At 72.5% G+C, this 16,730-nt stretch carries 16 protein-coding genes; 8 read left to right on the top strand and 8 right to left on the bottom strand.

The genetic code is table 11. The features are described 5' to 3' along the window. Positions 1–614: hypothetical protein (locus tag GCL84_RS11670; RefSeq protein ID WP_156755449.1), on the bottom strand; the 614-nt coding region annotated here is incomplete at its 3' end. Between the two features lie 279 nt (positions 615–893). Between GCL84_RS11670 and GCL84_RS11665 the strand changes: the two genes are divergently transcribed. After that, positions 894–1,637 carry a hypothetical protein gene (locus tag GCL84_RS11665; protein ID WP_156755448.1) on the top strand — a complete coding sequence of 248 codons (744 nt, stop codon included), beginning with the start codon at positions 894–896 and terminating at the stop codon, positions 1,635–1,637. A gap of 164 nt (positions 1,638–1,801) precedes the next feature. Continuing rightward, the gene (locus GCL84_RS11660) at positions 1,802–3,088 is read left to right on the top strand and encodes a hypothetical protein (RefSeq protein WP_156755447.1); all 1,287 of its coding nucleotides are present in this window, start codon (positions 1,802–1,804) and stop codon (positions 3,086–3,088) included. Here the strand turns inward: GCL84_RS11660 and galE are convergent. Next, positions 3,063–4,055, bottom strand: coding sequence for a UDP-glucose 4-epimerase GalE (gene galE / locus GCL84_RS11655; protein WP_156755446.1), 993 nt, complete (start codon positions 4,053–4,055; stop codon positions 3,063–3,065). The two genes, GCL84_RS11660 and galE, sit on opposite strands and share 26 nt — an antisense overlap. Before the next feature lie 261 nt (positions 4,056–4,316). On the opposite strand from galE, the gene GCL84_RS11650 reads away from it, so the two are divergent. From GCL84_RS11650 to GCL84_RS11640, 3 genes are read left to right on the top strand one after another with little or no spacing between them, the layout of a single operon-like run. Beyond that, complete coding sequence (locus GCL84_RS11650) at positions 4,317–5,780, top strand: glycosyltransferase (protein ID WP_156755445.1); 1,464 nt, start codon at positions 4,317–4,319, stop codon at positions 5,778–5,780. After that, positions 5,773–7,725: a glycosyltransferase gene (locus tag GCL84_RS11645; protein ID WP_156755444.1), complete on the top strand. Its 1,953-nt coding sequence runs from the start codon at positions 5,773–5,775 to the stop codon at positions 7,723–7,725. The genes GCL84_RS11650 and GCL84_RS11645 overlap by 8 nt, the downstream gene beginning before the upstream one ends. Continuing rightward, positions 7,718–8,674 (top strand): UDP-glucuronic acid decarboxylase family protein, encoded by a 957-nt coding sequence (locus GCL84_RS11640; RefSeq protein WP_197523176.1) that lies wholly within the window; start codon positions 7,718–7,720, stop codon positions 8,672–8,674. Before GCL84_RS11645 ends, GCL84_RS11640 begins: the two co-directional genes overlap by 8 nt. Here the strand turns inward: GCL84_RS11640 and GCL84_RS11635 are convergent. From GCL84_RS11635 to GCL84_RS11615, 5 genes are all read right to left on the bottom strand, one after another. Then, the gene (locus GCL84_RS11635; protein ID WP_156755443.1) at positions 8,667–9,689 is read right to left on the bottom strand and encodes a copper resistance D family protein; all 1,023 of its coding nucleotides are present in this window, start codon (positions 9,687–9,689) and stop codon (positions 8,667–8,669) included. The genes GCL84_RS11640 and GCL84_RS11635 overlap by 8 nt on opposite strands. After that, a complete protein-coding gene (locus GCL84_RS11630; RefSeq protein ID WP_156755442.1) occupies positions 9,686–10,255 on the bottom strand; it encodes a copper resistance CopC family protein in 570 nt (189 codons plus the stop codon). The genes GCL84_RS11635 and GCL84_RS11630 overlap by 4 nt, the downstream gene beginning before the upstream one ends. 3 nt (positions 10,256–10,258) lie before the next feature. Continuing rightward, positions 10,259–11,008 carry a YcnI family copper-binding membrane protein gene (locus tag GCL84_RS11625; protein ID WP_156755441.1) on the bottom strand — a complete coding sequence of 250 codons (750 nt, stop codon included), beginning with the start codon at positions 11,006–11,008 and terminating at the stop codon, positions 10,259–10,261. Between the two features lie 74 nt (positions 11,009–11,082). Next, entirely contained in the window at positions 11,083–11,634 is a 552-nt protein-coding gene (locus GCL84_RS11620) for a hypothetical protein (RefSeq protein ID WP_156755440.1), read from the bottom strand. Positions 11,635–11,659: 25 nt separating this feature from the next. After that, a complete protein-coding gene (locus GCL84_RS11615) occupies positions 11,660–12,169 on the bottom strand; it encodes a DUF6474 family protein (protein WP_156755439.1) in 510 nt (169 codons plus the stop codon). A 142-nt stretch (positions 12,170–12,311) separates the two neighbouring features. Between GCL84_RS11615 and GCL84_RS11610 the strand changes: the two genes are divergently transcribed. The 3 genes from GCL84_RS11610 to GCL84_RS11600 all read left to right on the top strand — a co-directional run bounded on the left by GCL84_RS11610 (position 12,312) and on the right by GCL84_RS11600 (position 15,762). Then, positions 12,312–13,973, top strand: coding sequence for a TM0106 family RecB-like putative nuclease (locus GCL84_RS11610; protein WP_235926159.1), 1,662 nt, complete (start codon positions 12,312–12,314; stop codon positions 13,971–13,973). A gap of 83 nt (positions 13,974–14,056) precedes the next feature. Further along, positions 14,057–15,142, top strand: a complete 1,086-nt coding sequence (locus tag GCL84_RS11605) for an S-(hydroxymethyl)mycothiol dehydrogenase (protein WP_156755438.1) — start codon at positions 14,057–14,059, stop codon at positions 15,140–15,142. Next, on the top strand, positions 15,139–15,762 hold the full coding sequence (locus GCL84_RS11600; RefSeq protein ID WP_156755437.1) for an MBL fold metallo-hydrolase: 624 nt from the start codon (positions 15,139–15,141) through the stop codon (positions 15,760–15,762). Before GCL84_RS11605 ends, GCL84_RS11600 begins: the two co-directional genes overlap by 4 nt. Positions 15,763–15,814: 52 nt before the next feature. Here GCL84_RS11600 and GCL84_RS11595 read toward each other — a convergent pair whose 3' ends face one another. Next, positions 15,815–16,573 carry an SDR family NAD(P)-dependent oxidoreductase gene (locus GCL84_RS11595; RefSeq protein ID WP_156755436.1) on the bottom strand — a complete coding sequence of 253 codons (759 nt, stop codon included), beginning with the start codon at positions 16,571–16,573 and terminating at the stop codon, positions 15,815–15,817. Positions 16,574–16,730 lie beyond the last annotated feature (157 nt).

The following is a 16,730-nucleotide window of genomic DNA, read 5'->3' as shown; positions in this document are numbered from 1 at the left end:
GTCCGGCGGGCGGGCCCCAGTCCGGGCCACAGCACGGGGCGCAGCAGGCAGGTGGGCCGCAGGCCGGTTCCCAGAGTGGTCCGCAGGGCGGTCCGGCAGGCGGGCCCCAACCCGGAGTGCCGCAGGTAGGCGGGCCGCAGACGGGTGGCGGGGCGCACCGCACTGAACCGGGTGAGCAGGGGCAGGACGTGGACAAGGATCAGGGGGTTGGTGCGGCGTTGGAGGGCACCGCGCAGCAGGGGGGAACGAGGAAGATCGACGCGGCTTTGGGAGCTGCGGCAGGTCAGGGTGGCGCTTTGCTGAATGAGGGTGTTGCGGGGTCTGCAGACGAGGGGTCCTCGGGCAAGGGTGAGGCCGCTGGGGTCGAGGCTGTCGACGGCAAGGGGGCTGACAGCGGGGCTGCCGAGGGCAAGGGCGTCGAAGGCAAGGCTGACGCCGAGGGCAAGGCCAGCGAGGGCCAGGGTGCCGGCGGCAAGGCAGGCGATGGCGTCGTGGGTGAGACTGGCGACGCCAAGAGCGCCGGAGATGAGGCTGGTCAGAGCCAGGACACCGGAGCCGGCACGGGAGACGGCAAGGCCGGTGAGGGCCAGGGGGCCGGAGATCGAGCTGGTCAAGGCATCGGAAGCAAGACTGGCGATGCCAAGAGTGCCGGGGGCCAGGCTGGTCAGGGCACGGGGGCCGGAAACCAGGGTGCTGGCGACATGGCAGCTCGGGAAGCTTCGGCGAAGCCTCCGGGCATCGTGGTCGCGGGGCAGCCCGCTGACGGCAAGGGGGCTGTTCCGAATGCGACTGCGGCGAGTACGCGGGCGACGCAGAGCCCCGCTGACAAGGGTGACCTGAGCAACCACTCCGGGCGGCACTCGGTCGATGACTCGGCCGAGGTCACCCAGGTGGTGACCAATGCCGGTGACCCGACGCAGGTCGTGGGGCGGGAGTCGATCTCGCGGATCGCGGGCGGGTCGCCGGGTGAGGTGGGTTGGGTGCCTCCGGGGCGGCCGGAGGCGGTTGAGGAGGACGACATCTTCACGGTGACTCGGCCTGCTCGTTCCCGGGTGCCGGTGTTGGCCGTGTTGATCGTGGCGTTGCTGCTGGCCGCGGGTGGGGTGTGGTGGTTCGCCTTCCAGGGCGACGACTCCCCGACGCCGCCCGGGGGGCAGCAGGCAGCGGCTCCGGCCTCGCTCGAGGACGCGGTGGCGAAGCTGCCGGGGCTGCCGGGGCGGGAGCGGAACATCCCGGTGACGATGCCGCTGGACGGGCTGGTGGAGGAGCAACTGCTGCCGCAGCCGACCGTGGACGTGTTGCGAGAGGCTGGGGTGACCGAGGTCGGGTTCCGGGGGACGACCGAGGTCGGGGTGACCGTGTCCGTCTTCGTCGTGCCCGGGGACCGGGAGGACGTGCTGCGCGACCACCAGGCGGAGCTGGGGTTGGCGCCGGTGCGGGACAGTGGGCTGGCGGACGGGGTCGGGGTGTACCGGATCGCCACCGACGACGGGGTGTTCCGGCGGGGCGTCTACCGAACGAACGGGTTCACCGTCGTGATGGACAGCTCGGAGTTGGGCAAGGACGTCGACGAGAACAACGCCGCCACGTTCGCCGAGATGGCCGACCGGGTGCTGGGGGCGCTCCCGCCGAGCTGAGGGCGGGCTACGGCTTCGTGACCGCCTCGACAACAATCGGGGCGGGCATGACCCTTCCTGCCCCTATCGGGTGGCGGGGCGTGCACAATGTCCCCGTTCGGGGTCAGGGGCGAGCCGTGACCGCGCACGTCCCCACTAATCCGGAACAGGGAAGGGGGCCAGGGTTGTCCTGGCAGGAAGAACAGCGCAAGCTCGACCAGGAGCTCGCGACCGGGCAAATCAGCGCCGACGAGTACCGCACGCGGCGCAACAAGCTGCTCGCCGACGCGGCCTCGCCGAGCCCGCTGCAGCAGAGCGCGCCGACGCAGGCCCCGACCGAGACGACCCAGCTGATCCAGCCGATCAGCGCAGATCAGCCTCCGCCCCAGGCTTCAGCACAGCCGTCCCAGCCGCAGGCTTCGCCGCCGCAACCGTCCAACCCGCAGGCGGCTGCGCAGTCCTCGGACTCCGGCGACAGCGACCGCACTCAGGTCGTGCCGGGTCAGGCGGTGGACAAGCCCGCCGACCAGGCGGAGCGGACGCAGGTGGTCAGCGGCGGGTGGCAGTCCGCGCAGGCGCCGCGCACCGGTGACGGGGAGCGGACGCAAGTGGTGCCCGGTGGCATCCCCGGTGTGCCGCAGCAGCCCGGTCACTTCCGGCCGCCACCCACCCAGGGCAACCAGCAGCAGTACCTGGGCCAGCAGCAGCAGCAACCGCAGCAGCAGCCGCCGTGGGCCACCGGCGAGAACGAGGCGCCGCCGTGGGCAGGCGCGGAGTTCCCACCGATCCAGCAGAACACCTACGACTGGACCCGGCAGGGCCCGGAGGTGTTCGAGGAGTCCTCGGGCGGCAGCAAGAAGGTCCTGGTGATCGTCGCCGCCGTCGTGGTGGTGGCGCTCATCGGCGCGGGGATCTGGTTCTTCGGCCTCAACGATCAGGAGAAGCAGGCCGCTCCTGGCCCGTCGTCGCCTCCCCCGGCCACCAGTTCGACCCCGTCCGGGCCACCGCGGCCGCTGGAGGGCGTCGACGGCGAGGTGGACCCGAACTCCAGTGGTGACATCACCGTCGACGGCGCGCTGGAGAAGCAGCAGTTCGCGCCGGACGAGGCCACTGAGCTCAAGGCGTGCCGAGCGGCCGAGGGGCAGACCGAGATGCTCTACCGGCAGACCTGGTACACGTTCGTCCACGTCTTCGAGTGCAACAAGAGCGGTTCGGCGGCGGAGACCGCGACCAAGCTGCTCGATGTGCAGAAGACGTTCACCTTCACCGAGTTCGATGCGCCGGAGTCGCTCGACGGGATGGTGCTGGAGAACGCGACCGACGTGCCGGACGTCCCGGTCGACGCGCGCGTCTTCTACGCCTCCGGGGACTACGTCGTGCGCGTCGAGGTGCGCGGCAAGACCCGGGCGGACGTCGACAGCGGCCTGACCGAGGTGCTCGGCAGCGTCACGCAGAACTACCCGAAGAAGTAGCCCGGCGGCTGTGCCAGCGCCACGCGGTCTCGAGGATGTCCTCGAGGCCGCGTGCTGCTTTCCAGCCGAGGACCTGCTCGGCGCGGGCCGGGTCGGCCCAGACCACGGGCGGGTCGCCGGGGCGGCGGTCGGCGAACTCGACCGGCACGGCGCGCCCGGCGGCGGTCTCCAGGCCGCGCACGACCTCGAGGACCGACGTGCCCGCGCCGGTCCCGAGGTTGAGCGCGGTGTTCGCGCCGCCGCCGACGAGGTGGTCGAGCGCGCGAACGTGGGCCTCGGCGAGGTCGACGACGTGGGTGTAGTCGCGCACGGCGGTGCCGTCTGGTGTGTCGTAGTCCTTGCCAAAGATCAGGACGGGTTCGCGCAGACCGAGGGTGGCCTTGGCCAGCAGCGGGATGAGGTTGCGGGTGGGGCCCCAGTCCTCGCCGAGGGTGGCGTCGGCGCTGGCCCCTGCGGCGTTGAAGTAGCGCAGCGAGGCCCAGCGGAGGCCGTGCGCGGCGCCGAAGGCCTCGACGACCCGTTCGGCGGCGAGCTTGCTGTGGCCGTAGGGGCTGATCGGCAGCAGCGGGCTGTCCTCGGTGATCGGGAGGGTCTCGGCGACCCCGTAGACCGAGCAGCTGGACGAGAAGACGAAGTGCTCGACGCCCGCGGCCACGCACGCCCGCAGCAGCGAGAGCGTGCCTGACGTGTTGGTCTCGAAGTAGAGCCCGGGGTCGGTCATCGACTCGCCGGGGTTCTTCAGCCCGGCCAGGTGCACGCACGCCGTGACGCCGTGCTCGCGGGCCAAGGCGGTGAGCCCGGCGCGGTCGAGCACATCGACCTCGTGCAGGGGGACGTCAGCGGGAACTGCGGCGCGGGAGCCGGTGCGCAGCGTGTCCGCGACGACGACGTCGCGGCCGCCGTCGCGCAGCGCGCGGACGACGTGGGAACCGATGTAGCCGGCGCCACCGGTCACGAGGACGGTCATCCGGACACCTCCTGCACGAGCCGGGGACAGGTGGTGCAAAGGTAATCGCACAGCACCCAGGTCGTGTTCTGGGAGTCTCGTTCGCTGAGAGTCGTGATCGGGGTGGTTTCTGGCGGTGCGGGGTGGAGGTGCCGGTACCGGGGTTGTACCGGTGCCTTCGCCCCGTGCCGCCAGGGGCCGCATCCGGCACGGCTATCGCGAACACGGACTCTCAGAACACGACCAAGGGGCCTTGACCGGCACAAGAGGGGATGAGGGGCTATGGGCAACCGGGTCGTCTACCTGGCTCCGGACCACAACGAGCCGTCCGGGGGGATCAGGGCGATCTACCGGCACGTGGAGCTGCTGACCGCAGCGGGGCACGACGCGGTGGTCTGGCACCTGGCCGAGGGGTTCGCCTGCGACTGGTTCGACACGACGGCGCCGGTGGTCAACGGCCCGCACCTGCTGCTCGACGGCTCGGACACCCTGGTCGTGCCGGAGGTGCTGGTCATCGCGGGCAACGACCCGGCCCCCGGGTGCCGCAAGGTCGTCTACAACCAGAACCACTTCTACACCTTCGACAACACCTCGGCCGAGGGCTACCCGGGTTGGCCGGGCGGCGCGTCGACGTGGGTGTCGTCGACGACCTCGGTCGAGGTGCTGCGCCGGGTGCACGGCTCGGACGTGGCGCTGGTGCCGTACTCGCTGGACTTCGAGCTGTTCGCCCCGGCGGCGCGGCGGGTGCCCAAGGTGGTGTGGATGCCGCGCAAGCGGCCGCGCGAGGCGGCGGTGCTGGAGGCGATGTTCCGCGCCGACGAGCGGTTCGCCGGTGTCGAGCTGGTGTCGGTCGACGGGTTGACCGAGGCGGGCACCGCCGCGCACCTGGGCGACGCGTCGGTGTTCGTGGCGCTGGGCCACCAGGAGGGCTTCGGCCTTCCGGTGGCCGAGGCGCTGGCGGCCGGGTGCGCGGTGGTCGGCTACGCGGCGGGCGGCGGCGCCGAGCTGTTCGAGGTGCCGGGAACGGTGGAGGTGGCCGACGCCGACCTGGTCGGGCTGGTGGAGGCGGTGGCCGCCGTGCTGGCACAGGCGCCGACCGACGAGCAGCGCGCGGCGTGGCGGGGGGCGGTGGCCGCGCGCTACACCGCCGAGCGGCAGCTCGACGCGCTGGTCTCGGCGATCGAGGCGGCGCGGGCGACCCCGGGCGCGGCGGGCACGGCGACCTACCCGGACGCGGCCGTGCTGCTCGGTGACGACGGCCCGTCGTTCGAGGAGCAGTTGCGGGGCCGGATCGCGGAGCTGGAGGCGGCGCTGGACCGCACCCGCGACGAGCAGGACGCCCAGCGCGTGGCCAGGGAGCGCGCCGAGGAGCACGCCACGGCCGCCCGCGAGCACGCCGAAGGCCTGGAGAAGCAGCTCGAGTCGGTGCTGGCCGAGCACGCCGAGGTGCGGCGGCGGGTGAACCTGCTGACCGAGCAGCTCGCCGACCTGCGCCACGAGCGCGCCGACCTGCGCCGCGCCGCCGATCGGGTCGTGCACCTCGAGGAGGTCTCGGCGCTGCTGGAGCAGTACCGCAAGGACAACGACCGGCTCAACCACCGGCTGACCCACGAGCTGGCGCAGTTGAGCGCGGTGATGCACCGCCAGCTCGACGAGGTGCGCGGGTCGACCAGTTGGAAGGTGACCGCCCCGCTGCGCAGGGTCTCGGACGCGATCAGCTCGGCCAAGGGCGGTCGGCATGGCTGACCTGCGCCTGCGGATCGTCCAGTCCCGGTTCCAGAACGCGTTCTTCCACGAGCTGGCCGACGTCATCGCCGACGAGGCGGGGCGGCTGGGGGCGAGCGTCGACGTGGTGCGCAGCCAGGTCGAGGCGGAGCCGGACGACGTGTTCCTGCTGCTGCCGACGCACGAGTACACCGCGCTGGAGGGCCCCCTCTGGTACGAGGAGCCCCGGTTCGCGGGCCGTGCGATCGGGCTGACCGCCGAGCAGCCGAACTCATCGTTCTTCGACTCCAACATCGCGCTGTCGCGGCACCTGGCGGCGGTGCTGGACTTCAGCGAGCACGCGGTGCGCGTCTACCGGGAGCACGACGTCCCGGCCGAGCACCTGCGGTTCGGCTGGACGCCGAGCTGGGACGTGTTCGACCCGGAGCAGGCCTACGAGCGCGACCTGGTGTTCCTCGGGTGTCTGAGCGAGCGCCGGGAGCGGGCGATCGCGGGCATGACGCGGCTGCTGTGGAGCCGCGAGTCGAAGCTGGTCGTGTCGGACAACGCGACGCCGAACTGGGCGCAGGGGCCCTCGTTCGTCACCGGGGCGGCCAAACGGCAGCTATTGGCGACCAGCAGGGTGCTGCTCAACGTGCACCAAGCCGAGACCCCGTACTTCGAGTGGCTGCGGGCGGTCGAGGCAGCGCACTGCGGGGCGGTGCTGGTGTCGGAGACCTCGCTTCAGACCGAGCCGTTCGAGCGCGGCACGCACTTCCTGTCCGCGCCCGCGGCCGGGCTGTCGCTGGCCGCCGAGGACGTGCTCGACGACCCGGACCGGCTCAAGGCGATGCGCGCGGCCGCCTACGAGCTGATCAAGGAGCACCCGTTCTCAGCGAGCGTCGAGAAGCTGCTCTCGATCGCCGAGGACGTGCGCAAGGGCCACGGGCACCGGTCGGCGCTGCGGATCGGCCCGACCAGGCGCGAGCCGCTGAGCCGCAACCTGGTGCCGCCGTGGGAGCGGCCGCGCACCGAGGTGGACGGGATCAAGCAGGCGGTGCGCGAAATCCGGCTGGACATGCTCGACCTGCGGCGGTCGGTGAACACCGGCCGCGCCCAGGTCACCGAGCCGTTCGTGGACCGCACGACGTGGGCGTGGGACCGGGTGTCCGCGCCCAGGGTCTCGGTGATCATGGCGATGTACAACCACGGCGACTACGTGGCCGAGGCGCTGGAGTCGGTGGCGTCCGGCACCCTCGATGACCTTGAGATCGTCGTGACCAACGACGGGTCCACCGACGACTCCCGCGATCGGGTGGTGGCGTGGATGGACCGCTCCCCGCACGTCCCGGCGATGCTGGTGACCCACCCGGTGAACCGGGGCCTGCCGCGCTCGCGCAACGAGTCGCTCAAGCACACCCGCGGCGAGTACGTGTTCGTGCTGGACGCGGACAACTCCGTGGTGCCCAACGGTCTGGAACGCCTCGTCAGGGCACTGGACGAGGACCCGGAGGCCACCTTCGCCTACGGCGCGCTGCAGCGGTTCGACGCGGCGGGGCCGCTGGGCATGATGGGCCTGTGGGACTGGGAGCCGTGGCGGCTGCGCTACGGCAACTACATCGACGCGATGGCGATGGTGCGCGGCAAGTCGCTGCGGGCGATGGGCGGCTACACCACCGACCGGCGGCTGCACGGCTGGGAGGACTACGACCTCTGGTGCCGGGTGGCCGAGGCGGGCGGCCACGCCGCGCACGTGCCCACGGTCGTGGGTCGCTACCGCACGTCGGCGTCGTCGATGCTGAGCTTGACCAACATCTCCCAGGACGCCGGGTTCGACGCGCTGCGCGAGCGGGTGCCCCGGCTGATGTCGGGGGTGTTGGAGCCCGAGGTGGACGAACTGGTCTCCTGGGTGGGCGAGATGGAGTCGGCGCGGACCGGGCGGGACGCGTGGATGCGCAGCTGGGAGGTGGCCCAGACCGATGGCTGAGAAATCGGTGGAAGCACGGGTGGTGGTGACCGGCGGCGCCGGGTTCATCGGGTCGCACCTGGTGGACGCGCTGCTGGAGCGGGGCAGGCGGGTGGTCGCGGTGGACGACCTGTCGTCGGGCTTCGCGGAGAACGTCGAGGCGCACACTGACAACCCGGCGTTCGAGTTCATCGACGGCGACATCCGCTCGCCGTTGCAGGTGGACGGGCCGGTGGACCTGGTGCTCAACTTCGCGAGCTCCGCGTCGCCGCCGCTGTTCCTGGCGCGGCCGCTGGAGACGCTGGAGACCGGCTCGCTGGGCACCAAGCACGTCATCGCCCTGGCCGAGGCCAAGGGCGCGCGGCTGATCCAGGCCTCCACCAGCGAGGTCTACGGCGAGCCCCTGGTGCACCCGCAGACCGAGGAGTACTGGGGCAACGTCAACCCCATCGGCCCACGCAGCGTCTACGACGAGGCCAAGCGCTACGGCGAGGCGCTGATCGCCGCGCACGTGCGCCTGGGCCGCTTGGACGCGGGCATCGTGCGCATCTTCAACACCTACGGCCCCCGGCTGCGGGCCTCGGACGGCCGCGTCGTGTCGAACTTCGTGCACCAGGCGCTCAACGGCAATCCGCTGACGGTCTACGGGACCGGTGAGCAGACCCGCAGCTTCTGCTACGTGGAGGACCTCGTCCGCGGCGTCCTGGCCCTGGCCGCCCGCGAGGGCCAGATGGGTCCGGTCAACCTCGGCAACCCCGAGGAGATCACGGTCCTGGAGCTGGCGGAGACGATCAGCGAGTTCACCGGCACCGCGCTGTCGGTCGTGCACCGGCCGCTGCCGCTGGACGACCCGACGCAGCGCAGGCCGGACATCACCCGGGCTCGGCAACTGCTGGGCTGGGAGCCCAGGGTGGGGCTGCGCGAGGGCCTGCGCCGCACGATCTCCTGGTTCAAGGACGCGGTCAGTTGATCGGGGCGCGCGTGAGCACGGTGGCCAGGCCGAAGGCCAGGCCCATCACGCCCAGCTCGACGGCCGCCCAGGTCACCAGGGCGGTCGTCTTGTGGGCGGAGACGGCGGGCAGCAGTCGCCAGCGGATGTGCGCGCCGAAAGCGCCCAGGGCCAGCAGGCAGCCGGTCTTGAGCAGCAGCAGGACGCCGTAGCCGGTCGTGAACACGCCCTCGACGAGGGTCAGCGTGGGGCTGACGACCAGCTCGACGTAGCCGTTGAACACGCCGGTGATCGTGACCAGCACAAGGCACGCCGTGGCGAGCTTGGAGAAGCGCGGCAGGGTGTGCGCGAGCAGGGTGCGGTTCCCGGCGAGCACCACGACCACCGCCCCGAGGCCGCCGGTCCACGCGGCGGCGCTCATCACGTGCAGCTCCATCGAGATCATCGTGAAGTCGTGCCAGCGCCAACTGCTCGCGTGCCCGGTGACCGGCAGCGGCAGCAGCGCGAACAGCGCCACCGCCGCCCGCAGCTCGGCCGGGATGGCCTCCGCCGAGCGCAGCGACCACACCGACAGCGCGAAGCACAGCAGGGCGAACACGGCGACGAAGACCAGCGCCTTGCCCGCGCCGACCGTGCTCACGTACTCGGTGATCGCGGCGAACGAGACCGCCGCGCCCGGGCGGACCTCGCCGGTCTGCATGACCAGGGCCACCAGGGCGGTGACCGCCCAGACCAGCGAGCTGAACATGGCCATCCGGCGGGCCCCGCGCAGCAGCGGGACCGCCGACCTGGGGTGGTCGAGCCCGACCAGCAGCGGCAGCAGGCACAGGCCGACGGTGACGACGGCGGCCATGTCGAGCAGCACGCGCACGGCCGGGAGGCCGACCCGGACCACCGCCGCCGGTTGCGGCAGACCTGGGATGGGGGCCGTCGCGGTGATCGCCAGGCCGACGAGGACGCCGACGAGCGAGCTGGCGACGAGGACCCCGACCAGGTGGTACCGGTTCCCGGCGGCGGTTGCCCGGGTTTGGGTCACTGCTCGGAGCCGCCCACCTTGGCCGCGAGGAGCACACCACCGCCCAGCAGGACGACCGCGCCCACGATCCACACCCAGATCGGCACGCCCTCGTCGTTGGCGTTCTGGGGGGCCGCCGCTGAGGTCGAGTCGTCGGCCGCCGGGGCGCTGGCGTTGAGCGGCTGGTCGGACGGGGTGCCCGTGCCTGCCTTGGTGAGGGTGAACGGCAGTTGGCCGCTCACCGAGTGCCCATCGGCCGAGAGGATGCGGTAGCCGACGTTGTACACCCCGGCCGGGCCCAGGTCACGCAGCGGGACGGAGACGACGTTGCTCTTCACGACCGCCGTGCCGTCCTGCCACTGACTGGTGCCGTCTGGTCCGACAACGACGATGGTGTTGAGGTCCTTGCCCGCCTGGACCGGCTGGTCGAAGGTCAGCTCGATGCTGGCCGGACCGGTCTCCAGGGTGGCGTTCTGCGCGGGGGTGCTCCCCACCAACTGGTTGTGGGCCAGCGCCGTCCCCGCCAGTCCGACGAGCGCGAACAGCGCCACCAGCGCGGTGACCAGGGCTCGACCGAGGATGCGCATCGGCTACTCGCCCGCCTTCGCGGCCGCGGTGGCCCGGCGCGCGCGCAGCACGGCGCCCGCGCCGAGGCCCAGGCCGAGCGCGCCGACGACCAGGCCCGCGCCGCCGAGCCAGCGGGCGGTGTCATCGGTGGACGAGGCCGCGGCGGCGTGGTCGTCGTGGCCGTCCGCGGCGTTGGCCGCCGCGCCGTGGCCGTGGCCCTCGACGGCCGCGGTCAGCGCGATCTCGGGCGCGGGGCGCTCCGGCTCCTCGCCGCCGTCGGGGGTGGGCTGGTCCCAGGCGACGACCTTGCCGTTCTCGTAGCTCTGGATGGCCGGGGTGACCAGCGAATCGACATCCTCGGGCAGCGCGCCGACGGACAGCTCGAACTCCTCGAACTGGCCGGGGGCGATCTTGGCCGGGGCGACGGCGGTCCAGACCACGGTGCTGTAGGCCTCGGTGATCTCGGCGCCGTGCGAAGTCACCGGCTCGTCCAGCTTCACCTTGGTCAGCTCGGAGGTCCAGCCGGGCATCGGCTTGGTCCGGACCGAGGTCAGCGGGTGCTCCGCGGGGAGCTTGATCTCCACCTTGACGGTGCCCGCGGTCGCGTCCTCGTTGGGCACCCGGTAGGTGATCTTGGTGTAGCCGCCCTTGGCCGCGGCCTCGCCGAGGACCTTCGCGGTGACGTGGGCGGATGCGAGGCTGGGGCTGAACAGGGCAGCCGCGCCCACAGCGGCGAGCACGACGCCCGCACGCGCGATGTGACGCTGAGACATGTTTGTTCTCTCCTGGAGAGCGTGTTCGGGGGCCTGGCCGCGTGGCGACCGGGCGTTCGGGGTGCAGCGGCGGTTCAGGCGGGTAGTGGTGGACCGCGCTTGCCGCACACGCGCCGCAGGAGGACGGCCATGAACGTGCCTTGGGCGGGGGCCACGACCGGTCCCCCGCGAGGGCGTTCCGCGACGGGCAGGACGACCGCGATCGCGCGGACCAGGCCGGTCAGCGCCGCGGCCGCGGTGGCGAACGCGGCGGAGGCCCTGGTCAGCAGCAGAGCGGTGAGGAGCAGCGCGACCACGTGCAGCGCCAGCATCAGCGGCGTGGGCAGCACGCTGCCGGGCGCGGTCTCGCCCGGGTGCGCCACGGCGACGTGGGAGAGCAGCACGTGCAGGGTGGCCTGACCACCGCCGAGCAGCAGCAGCGTCGGGACGAACCCGGTGTGCCGGTCGGCGACACCCGTCCCGGCCCAGCCGACGAGCGCGGCGAGCACAATGGTGACCGCGGTGTCGGGAACACCGCCGCCCGCGATTCCGTGCGCGGCGACGGCAAGTGCAGTGGATGAGAAACCGAGCAGTACCCCGCGTACGACGCGGCGCGCGTAGGTGCTTTCACCTGCCCGGATGGTCATAGCTCACCACTGTATGGGGTGCTGTCTAGGCCCCCTGCCCAGCATTCGGGAAATTGTTATGCCAGACACCCAGGGTGGCGAGCAATTGCTCCTCGATGCGGTCCAATTCACGCGAAACGGCGCGGTGCGCGGCCTTGCGCCGGGCCGCGGGCATCCGCTCCGCGGCGCGCACGGCGGCGGCGAGCTTGCGCAGGGTCGCCTCGGACTCGTCGGCGAGGGCGAGCTCGGCCGGGGTCGTCTCGGCCTTGGTCCGCACCTCCGAGACGCCGATCGCCGCGCCGGAGATGCGCGCGTGCAGCGCCCCGCCCCGGCCGGTGTACTGGCCCAGGTCGTCGACGGCGACGCCGAGCCTGCGGGCGCGCCGCCGGTCGAGCCGCTCGCGCGCCGCGGCGGCGCCCTGCATCACGAACGGCGCCACCACGGGCACCACCGCCGGACCCAGCACCTTGACCAGCGCCAGCGCCCGCTTCGCGTTGGCCGGGGTGAACCGGCCCTGCGCTGCGAGCGCGGCCTGAGCTGCTTTCTTCCTGGCCACGTAGTGCCTCCCCGACCTGTCGGTGTTGGCTGTGAACCTAGCGCCGGCCGTTCGGCGCAGCACGCGGACCTGCCCCATGAGGACCCAGTTGAGCGCAGAGTGCGGGCGAACTGCGCTGCGTGACCGGTGCGCGGGAAACTACATGCGGCAGGTAACTAAGCTGGCCGGTGTGACGACGACGGTGCTGCTGGACGCTGGCGTGGTGAGCCGGTGCAGGCGCCGCGTGCACCTGGAGCACGACCCCGGGATGCGCGACACCGAGCGCGGCGCCCCCGATCCCACCGCTGAGCTGCGCAAGGCCGACGCGGCCGCGCACCGCAGGGCGGTCGCCGACCGGTTGTCCGCGCACTTCGGCGCCGACTGGACCGAGGTCCCGCCCGGCCGGTCCGGCGAGCGGGAGGCGGCCACGGTCGCGGCGCTGGCCGAGGGCAGGCCGCTGATCTGGGGCGCGCAGCTCCCGCGCGACACCGAGCACGGCCGCCGCGGCGCGATCGACCTGCTGGTGCGCACCCGGGGCGGGTACGTGCCGGTGCTGGTCGTCCGGCACAAGGTGCACGACCCCGGCCAGGGCGCGCGGACGAGCCCGCTGTTCGGCGTCACCGACGTCGGCGGGGCCAACGACCCGGCGCGCAAGGTCCGCCCGCAGCCGCGCGACCAACTGCGCCTGGCCCACACCCGGGCGCTGCTGCGCGCCGCCGGGTACGCCGACGAGCGCACCGGGCACGCCGGGGTGATCGGCCTCGACGGCGACACCGTCGTCTGGCACGACCTGACCGCCCCGACCTGGCCGGGGTCGCGCACGGCGCTGGCCGAGTACGAGACGCGCTTCGCCGACCGGGTGGCCGTGGCGCAGGCCGCCGCGACCGGCGGCGAGCCGCTGGCCCGGCCGTCGCGGATCGTCGAGTGCAAGAGCTGCCCTTGGTGGCCGGTGTGCGACGCGCAGTTGGTCGCCGAGCGCGACGTCAGCCTGGTGGTGCGCGGGGAGGACGCCGCGCTGCTGCGCACCGCGGGCGTGGAGACCGTCGACGCGCTGGCGGGCATCGACCCCGAGGACCGGGACAACCCGCCGCTGGTGGGCATGCCGCTGGGCGACGCGGTCGGGCTGGCCAAGGCGTGGCTGGCCGACCTGACCCTGGTCCGGCGCCACCGCGAGGTGTCGGTGCCGCGCGCGGACGTGGAGCTCGACGTCGACATGGAGAGCTTCGGCGACGCCGGGGCCTACCTGTGGGGGACGCTGCTCAGCGGTGCCGACACCGGGATCGCGCAGGGGTACCGGGCGTTCGTGAGCTGGGACCCGCTGCCCACCGACGACGAGGCGCGCTCGTTCGCCGAGTTCTGGTCGTGGCTGGGCGCGGTGCGCGCGGCGGCGGCCGAGCGCGGGCTCAGCTTCCGCGCCTACTGCTACAACGAGCTGGCCGAGAACCGGTGGCTGCTGGCCTCGGCGCGGCGCTTCACCGGCCGCCCCGGCATCCCGACCAGGCGGCAGGTGCAGCAGTTCATCGCCTCCGACGAGTGGTTCGACCTGTTCGGCAGCGTCCGCGACCACTTCCTGTGCTCGCATGGCAAGGGGCTCAAGACGATCGCGCCGGTCGCCGGTTTCCAGTGGCGCGACCCGGAGGCGGGCGGGGAGAACTCCATGCGCTGGTACCGCGACGCGGTCGGGCTGGACGGCGGCGAGCCCGACCTGGCGCAGCGCGTGCGGCTGCTCGAGTACAACGAGGACGACGTGCGGGCCACGGCCGTGCTGCGCGCGTGGATGTCGTCGGACGAGGTGGCCGGGATCCCGTTCGTGGGCGACATCTGAACTCTGTGGATGAATGCGTGCGCGCGCATGTGACCTCGCCTACGGTTGGGGGCACAAGCAGGGATTCGATGAGGAGCGTGCGCATGGCACAGCAGGTCAAGGGCGTCGTCGCGCGGGCGAAGGGCGCGCCGGTCACGGTCGAGACGATCGTGGTGCCGGACCCCGGGCCCGGGGAGGCGGTCGTGCGGGTGCAGACGTGCGGCGTCTGCCACACCGACCTGCACTACCGCGAGGGCGGGATCAACGACGAGTACCCGTTCCTGCTCGGCCACGAGGCCGCGGGCGTGGTCGAGTCGGTCGGCGCGGGCGTCACCGACGTCGAGCCGGGCGACTTCGTGGTCCTCAACTGGCGGGCCGTGTGCGGGTCCTGCCGGGCCTGCCTCAAGGGCAAGCCGTGGTACTGCTTCAACACCCACAACGCCGCCCAGCCGATGACGCTGGAGGACGGCACGCCGCTGTCGCCCGCGCTGGGGATCGGGGCGTTCGCAGAGAAAACGCTTGTCCATAGTGGACAATGCACCAAGGTCGACCCGGCCGCCTCGCCCGCGGCCGTGGGGCTGCTCGGGTGCGGGGTCATGGCGGGCATCGGCGCCGCGGTCAACACCGGCGGGGTCGGCCGGGGCGACTCGGTGGCCGTGTTCGGCTGCGGCGGCGTCGGCGACGCGGCGATCGCGGGCGCGCGCATCGCGGGCGCGACGAAGATCATCGCCGTGGACGTCGACGACCGGAAGCTGGAGTGGGCCAAGGGGTTCGGCGCCACGCACACGATCAACTCGAAGAACACCGACCCCGTCGAGGCGATCTACGACCTCACTGACGGGTTCGGCGCCGACGTGGCGATCGACGCCGTCGGCCGCCCGGAGACCTGGAAGTCGGCGTTCTACGGCCGCGACCACGCGGGCACGGTCGTGCTGGTGGGCGTGCCGACGCCGGACATGCGGATCGAGATGCCGCTGATCGACCTGTTCTCGCGCGGCGGCTCGCTCAAGTCGAGCTGGTACGGCGACTGCCTGCCCTCGCGCGACTTCCCGTACCTGGTCGACCTGTACCAGCAGGGCAAGCTCGACCTCGACGCGTTCGTCACGGAGACGATCACGCTGGACCAGGTCGAGCAGGCGTTCGCGAAGATGCACCACGGGGACGTGCTGCGCTCGGTGGTGGTCCTGTGACCGGCATCGACAAGGTCGTCACCTCCGGCACGTTCAGCCTCGACGGCGGCACCTGGGACGTGGACAACAACGTCTGGCTGGTCGGCGACGACTCCGAGGTCCTGGTCATCGACGCCGCGCACGACGCGAACGCCATCCTGCGGGCCGTCGGCGACCGGAACCTGGTGGGGATCGTGTGCACGCACGCCCATGACGACCACATCAACGCGGCGCTGCAACTGTCGCAGGCGGCGGACGCGCCGATCCACCTGCACCCGGCCGACGACGAGCTGTGGCGACGGGTCTACCCGGCCAACGAGTACCGGCCGCTGGCCGACGGGCAGCGGTTCGCCGTCGCGGGCACGGAGCTGACGGTGGTGCACACCCCGGGCCACGCGCCGGGCGCGGTCTGCCTGCACGCGCCGGAGCTGCGCACGCTGTTCTCCGGCGACACCCTCTTCCAGGGCGGACCGGGGGCGACGGGCCGGTCGTTCAGCGACTTCCCGACGATCATCGACTCGATCACCGACAAGATCCTCACCCTGCCGGCGGACACCGAGGTCCGCACCGGCCACGGCGACTCGACGACGGTGGGCGGCGAGGCCCCGCACCGCCAGGAGTGGATCGACCGGGGGCACTGACCACACGGCGGAGGGGCCTGCCCTGACGGGCGGCCCCTCCGCCGTGCGCGGTCTAGCGCGGGGCCATGCGCAGCGAGCCGTCGAGGCGGACGACCTCGCCGTTCAGGTAGTCCTGGTCGATCAGCGAGAGCGCCAGCGCGGCGTACTCGTCCGGGCGCCCCAGGCGCTTCGGGAACGGGATGCCCTCGGCCAGCGCGGCGCGGAACTCGTCGCTGACGGTGGCCAGCATCGGGGTGTCGATGATGCCGGGGGCGATGGTCAGGACCCGGATGCCGTGGCTCGCCAGGTCGCGGGCGGCGGGGAGGGTGAGGCCGACGATGCCGCCCTTGGATGAGGCGTAGGCGACCTGGCCGACCTGGCCGTCGAAGGCGGCGACGGACGCGGTGTTGATGACGACCCCGCGCGCGCCGTGCTCCAGCGCCTCGGTCTTGGCGATCGCCTCGGCGGCCAGCGTGAGGACGTTGAACGAGCCGATCAGGTTGACCTCGACGACCTTGCGGTAGAGCGCCAGGTCGTGCGGCCCCTTCCTGGACAGGATGCGCGCCGACGGCCCGATCCCCGCGCAGTTCACCACCACGCGCAGCGGGCTGGCCGACCCGGCCGCCTCGTCCACCGCGACCTGGACCTGCTCCGGATCGGTCACGTCCGTGGCGACGTAGGTGACCCCCTCCACCTTCGGCGCACCCTCGATGGCCGACGGCAGATCGAAGGCGTAGACCGACGCCCCCTTCGCCGCCAGCGCCGCCGCAGTGGCCCCACCGAGCCCGGAGGCCCCACCGGTGACGATCGCCGCGACCCCGTTGACCTGCATCCCTGGTGTCCTCTCTCGCACGTCCAACTGGCAGGAGCAGGTTAACGGTTGTTCAGCGACAGGCGATGGCGGTGTGGGCCACTCGACTAGCGACTTGACTCAGAACGCGCACCGCGCCCGGACTGGGCAACCAACAGCGCGACGCGCCAGCACGATC

Origin of the sequence: Actinokineospora pegani, assembly GCF_009745975.1 — a bacterium.
In the GTDB taxonomy this organism is placed as follows: Bacteria; Actinomycetota; Actinomycetes; order Mycobacteriales; family Pseudonocardiaceae; genus Actinokineospora; species Actinokineospora pegani.
Note: the sequence above shows the minus strand (reverse complement) of the source record. Positions and strands in the feature narration are given on the sequence as shown.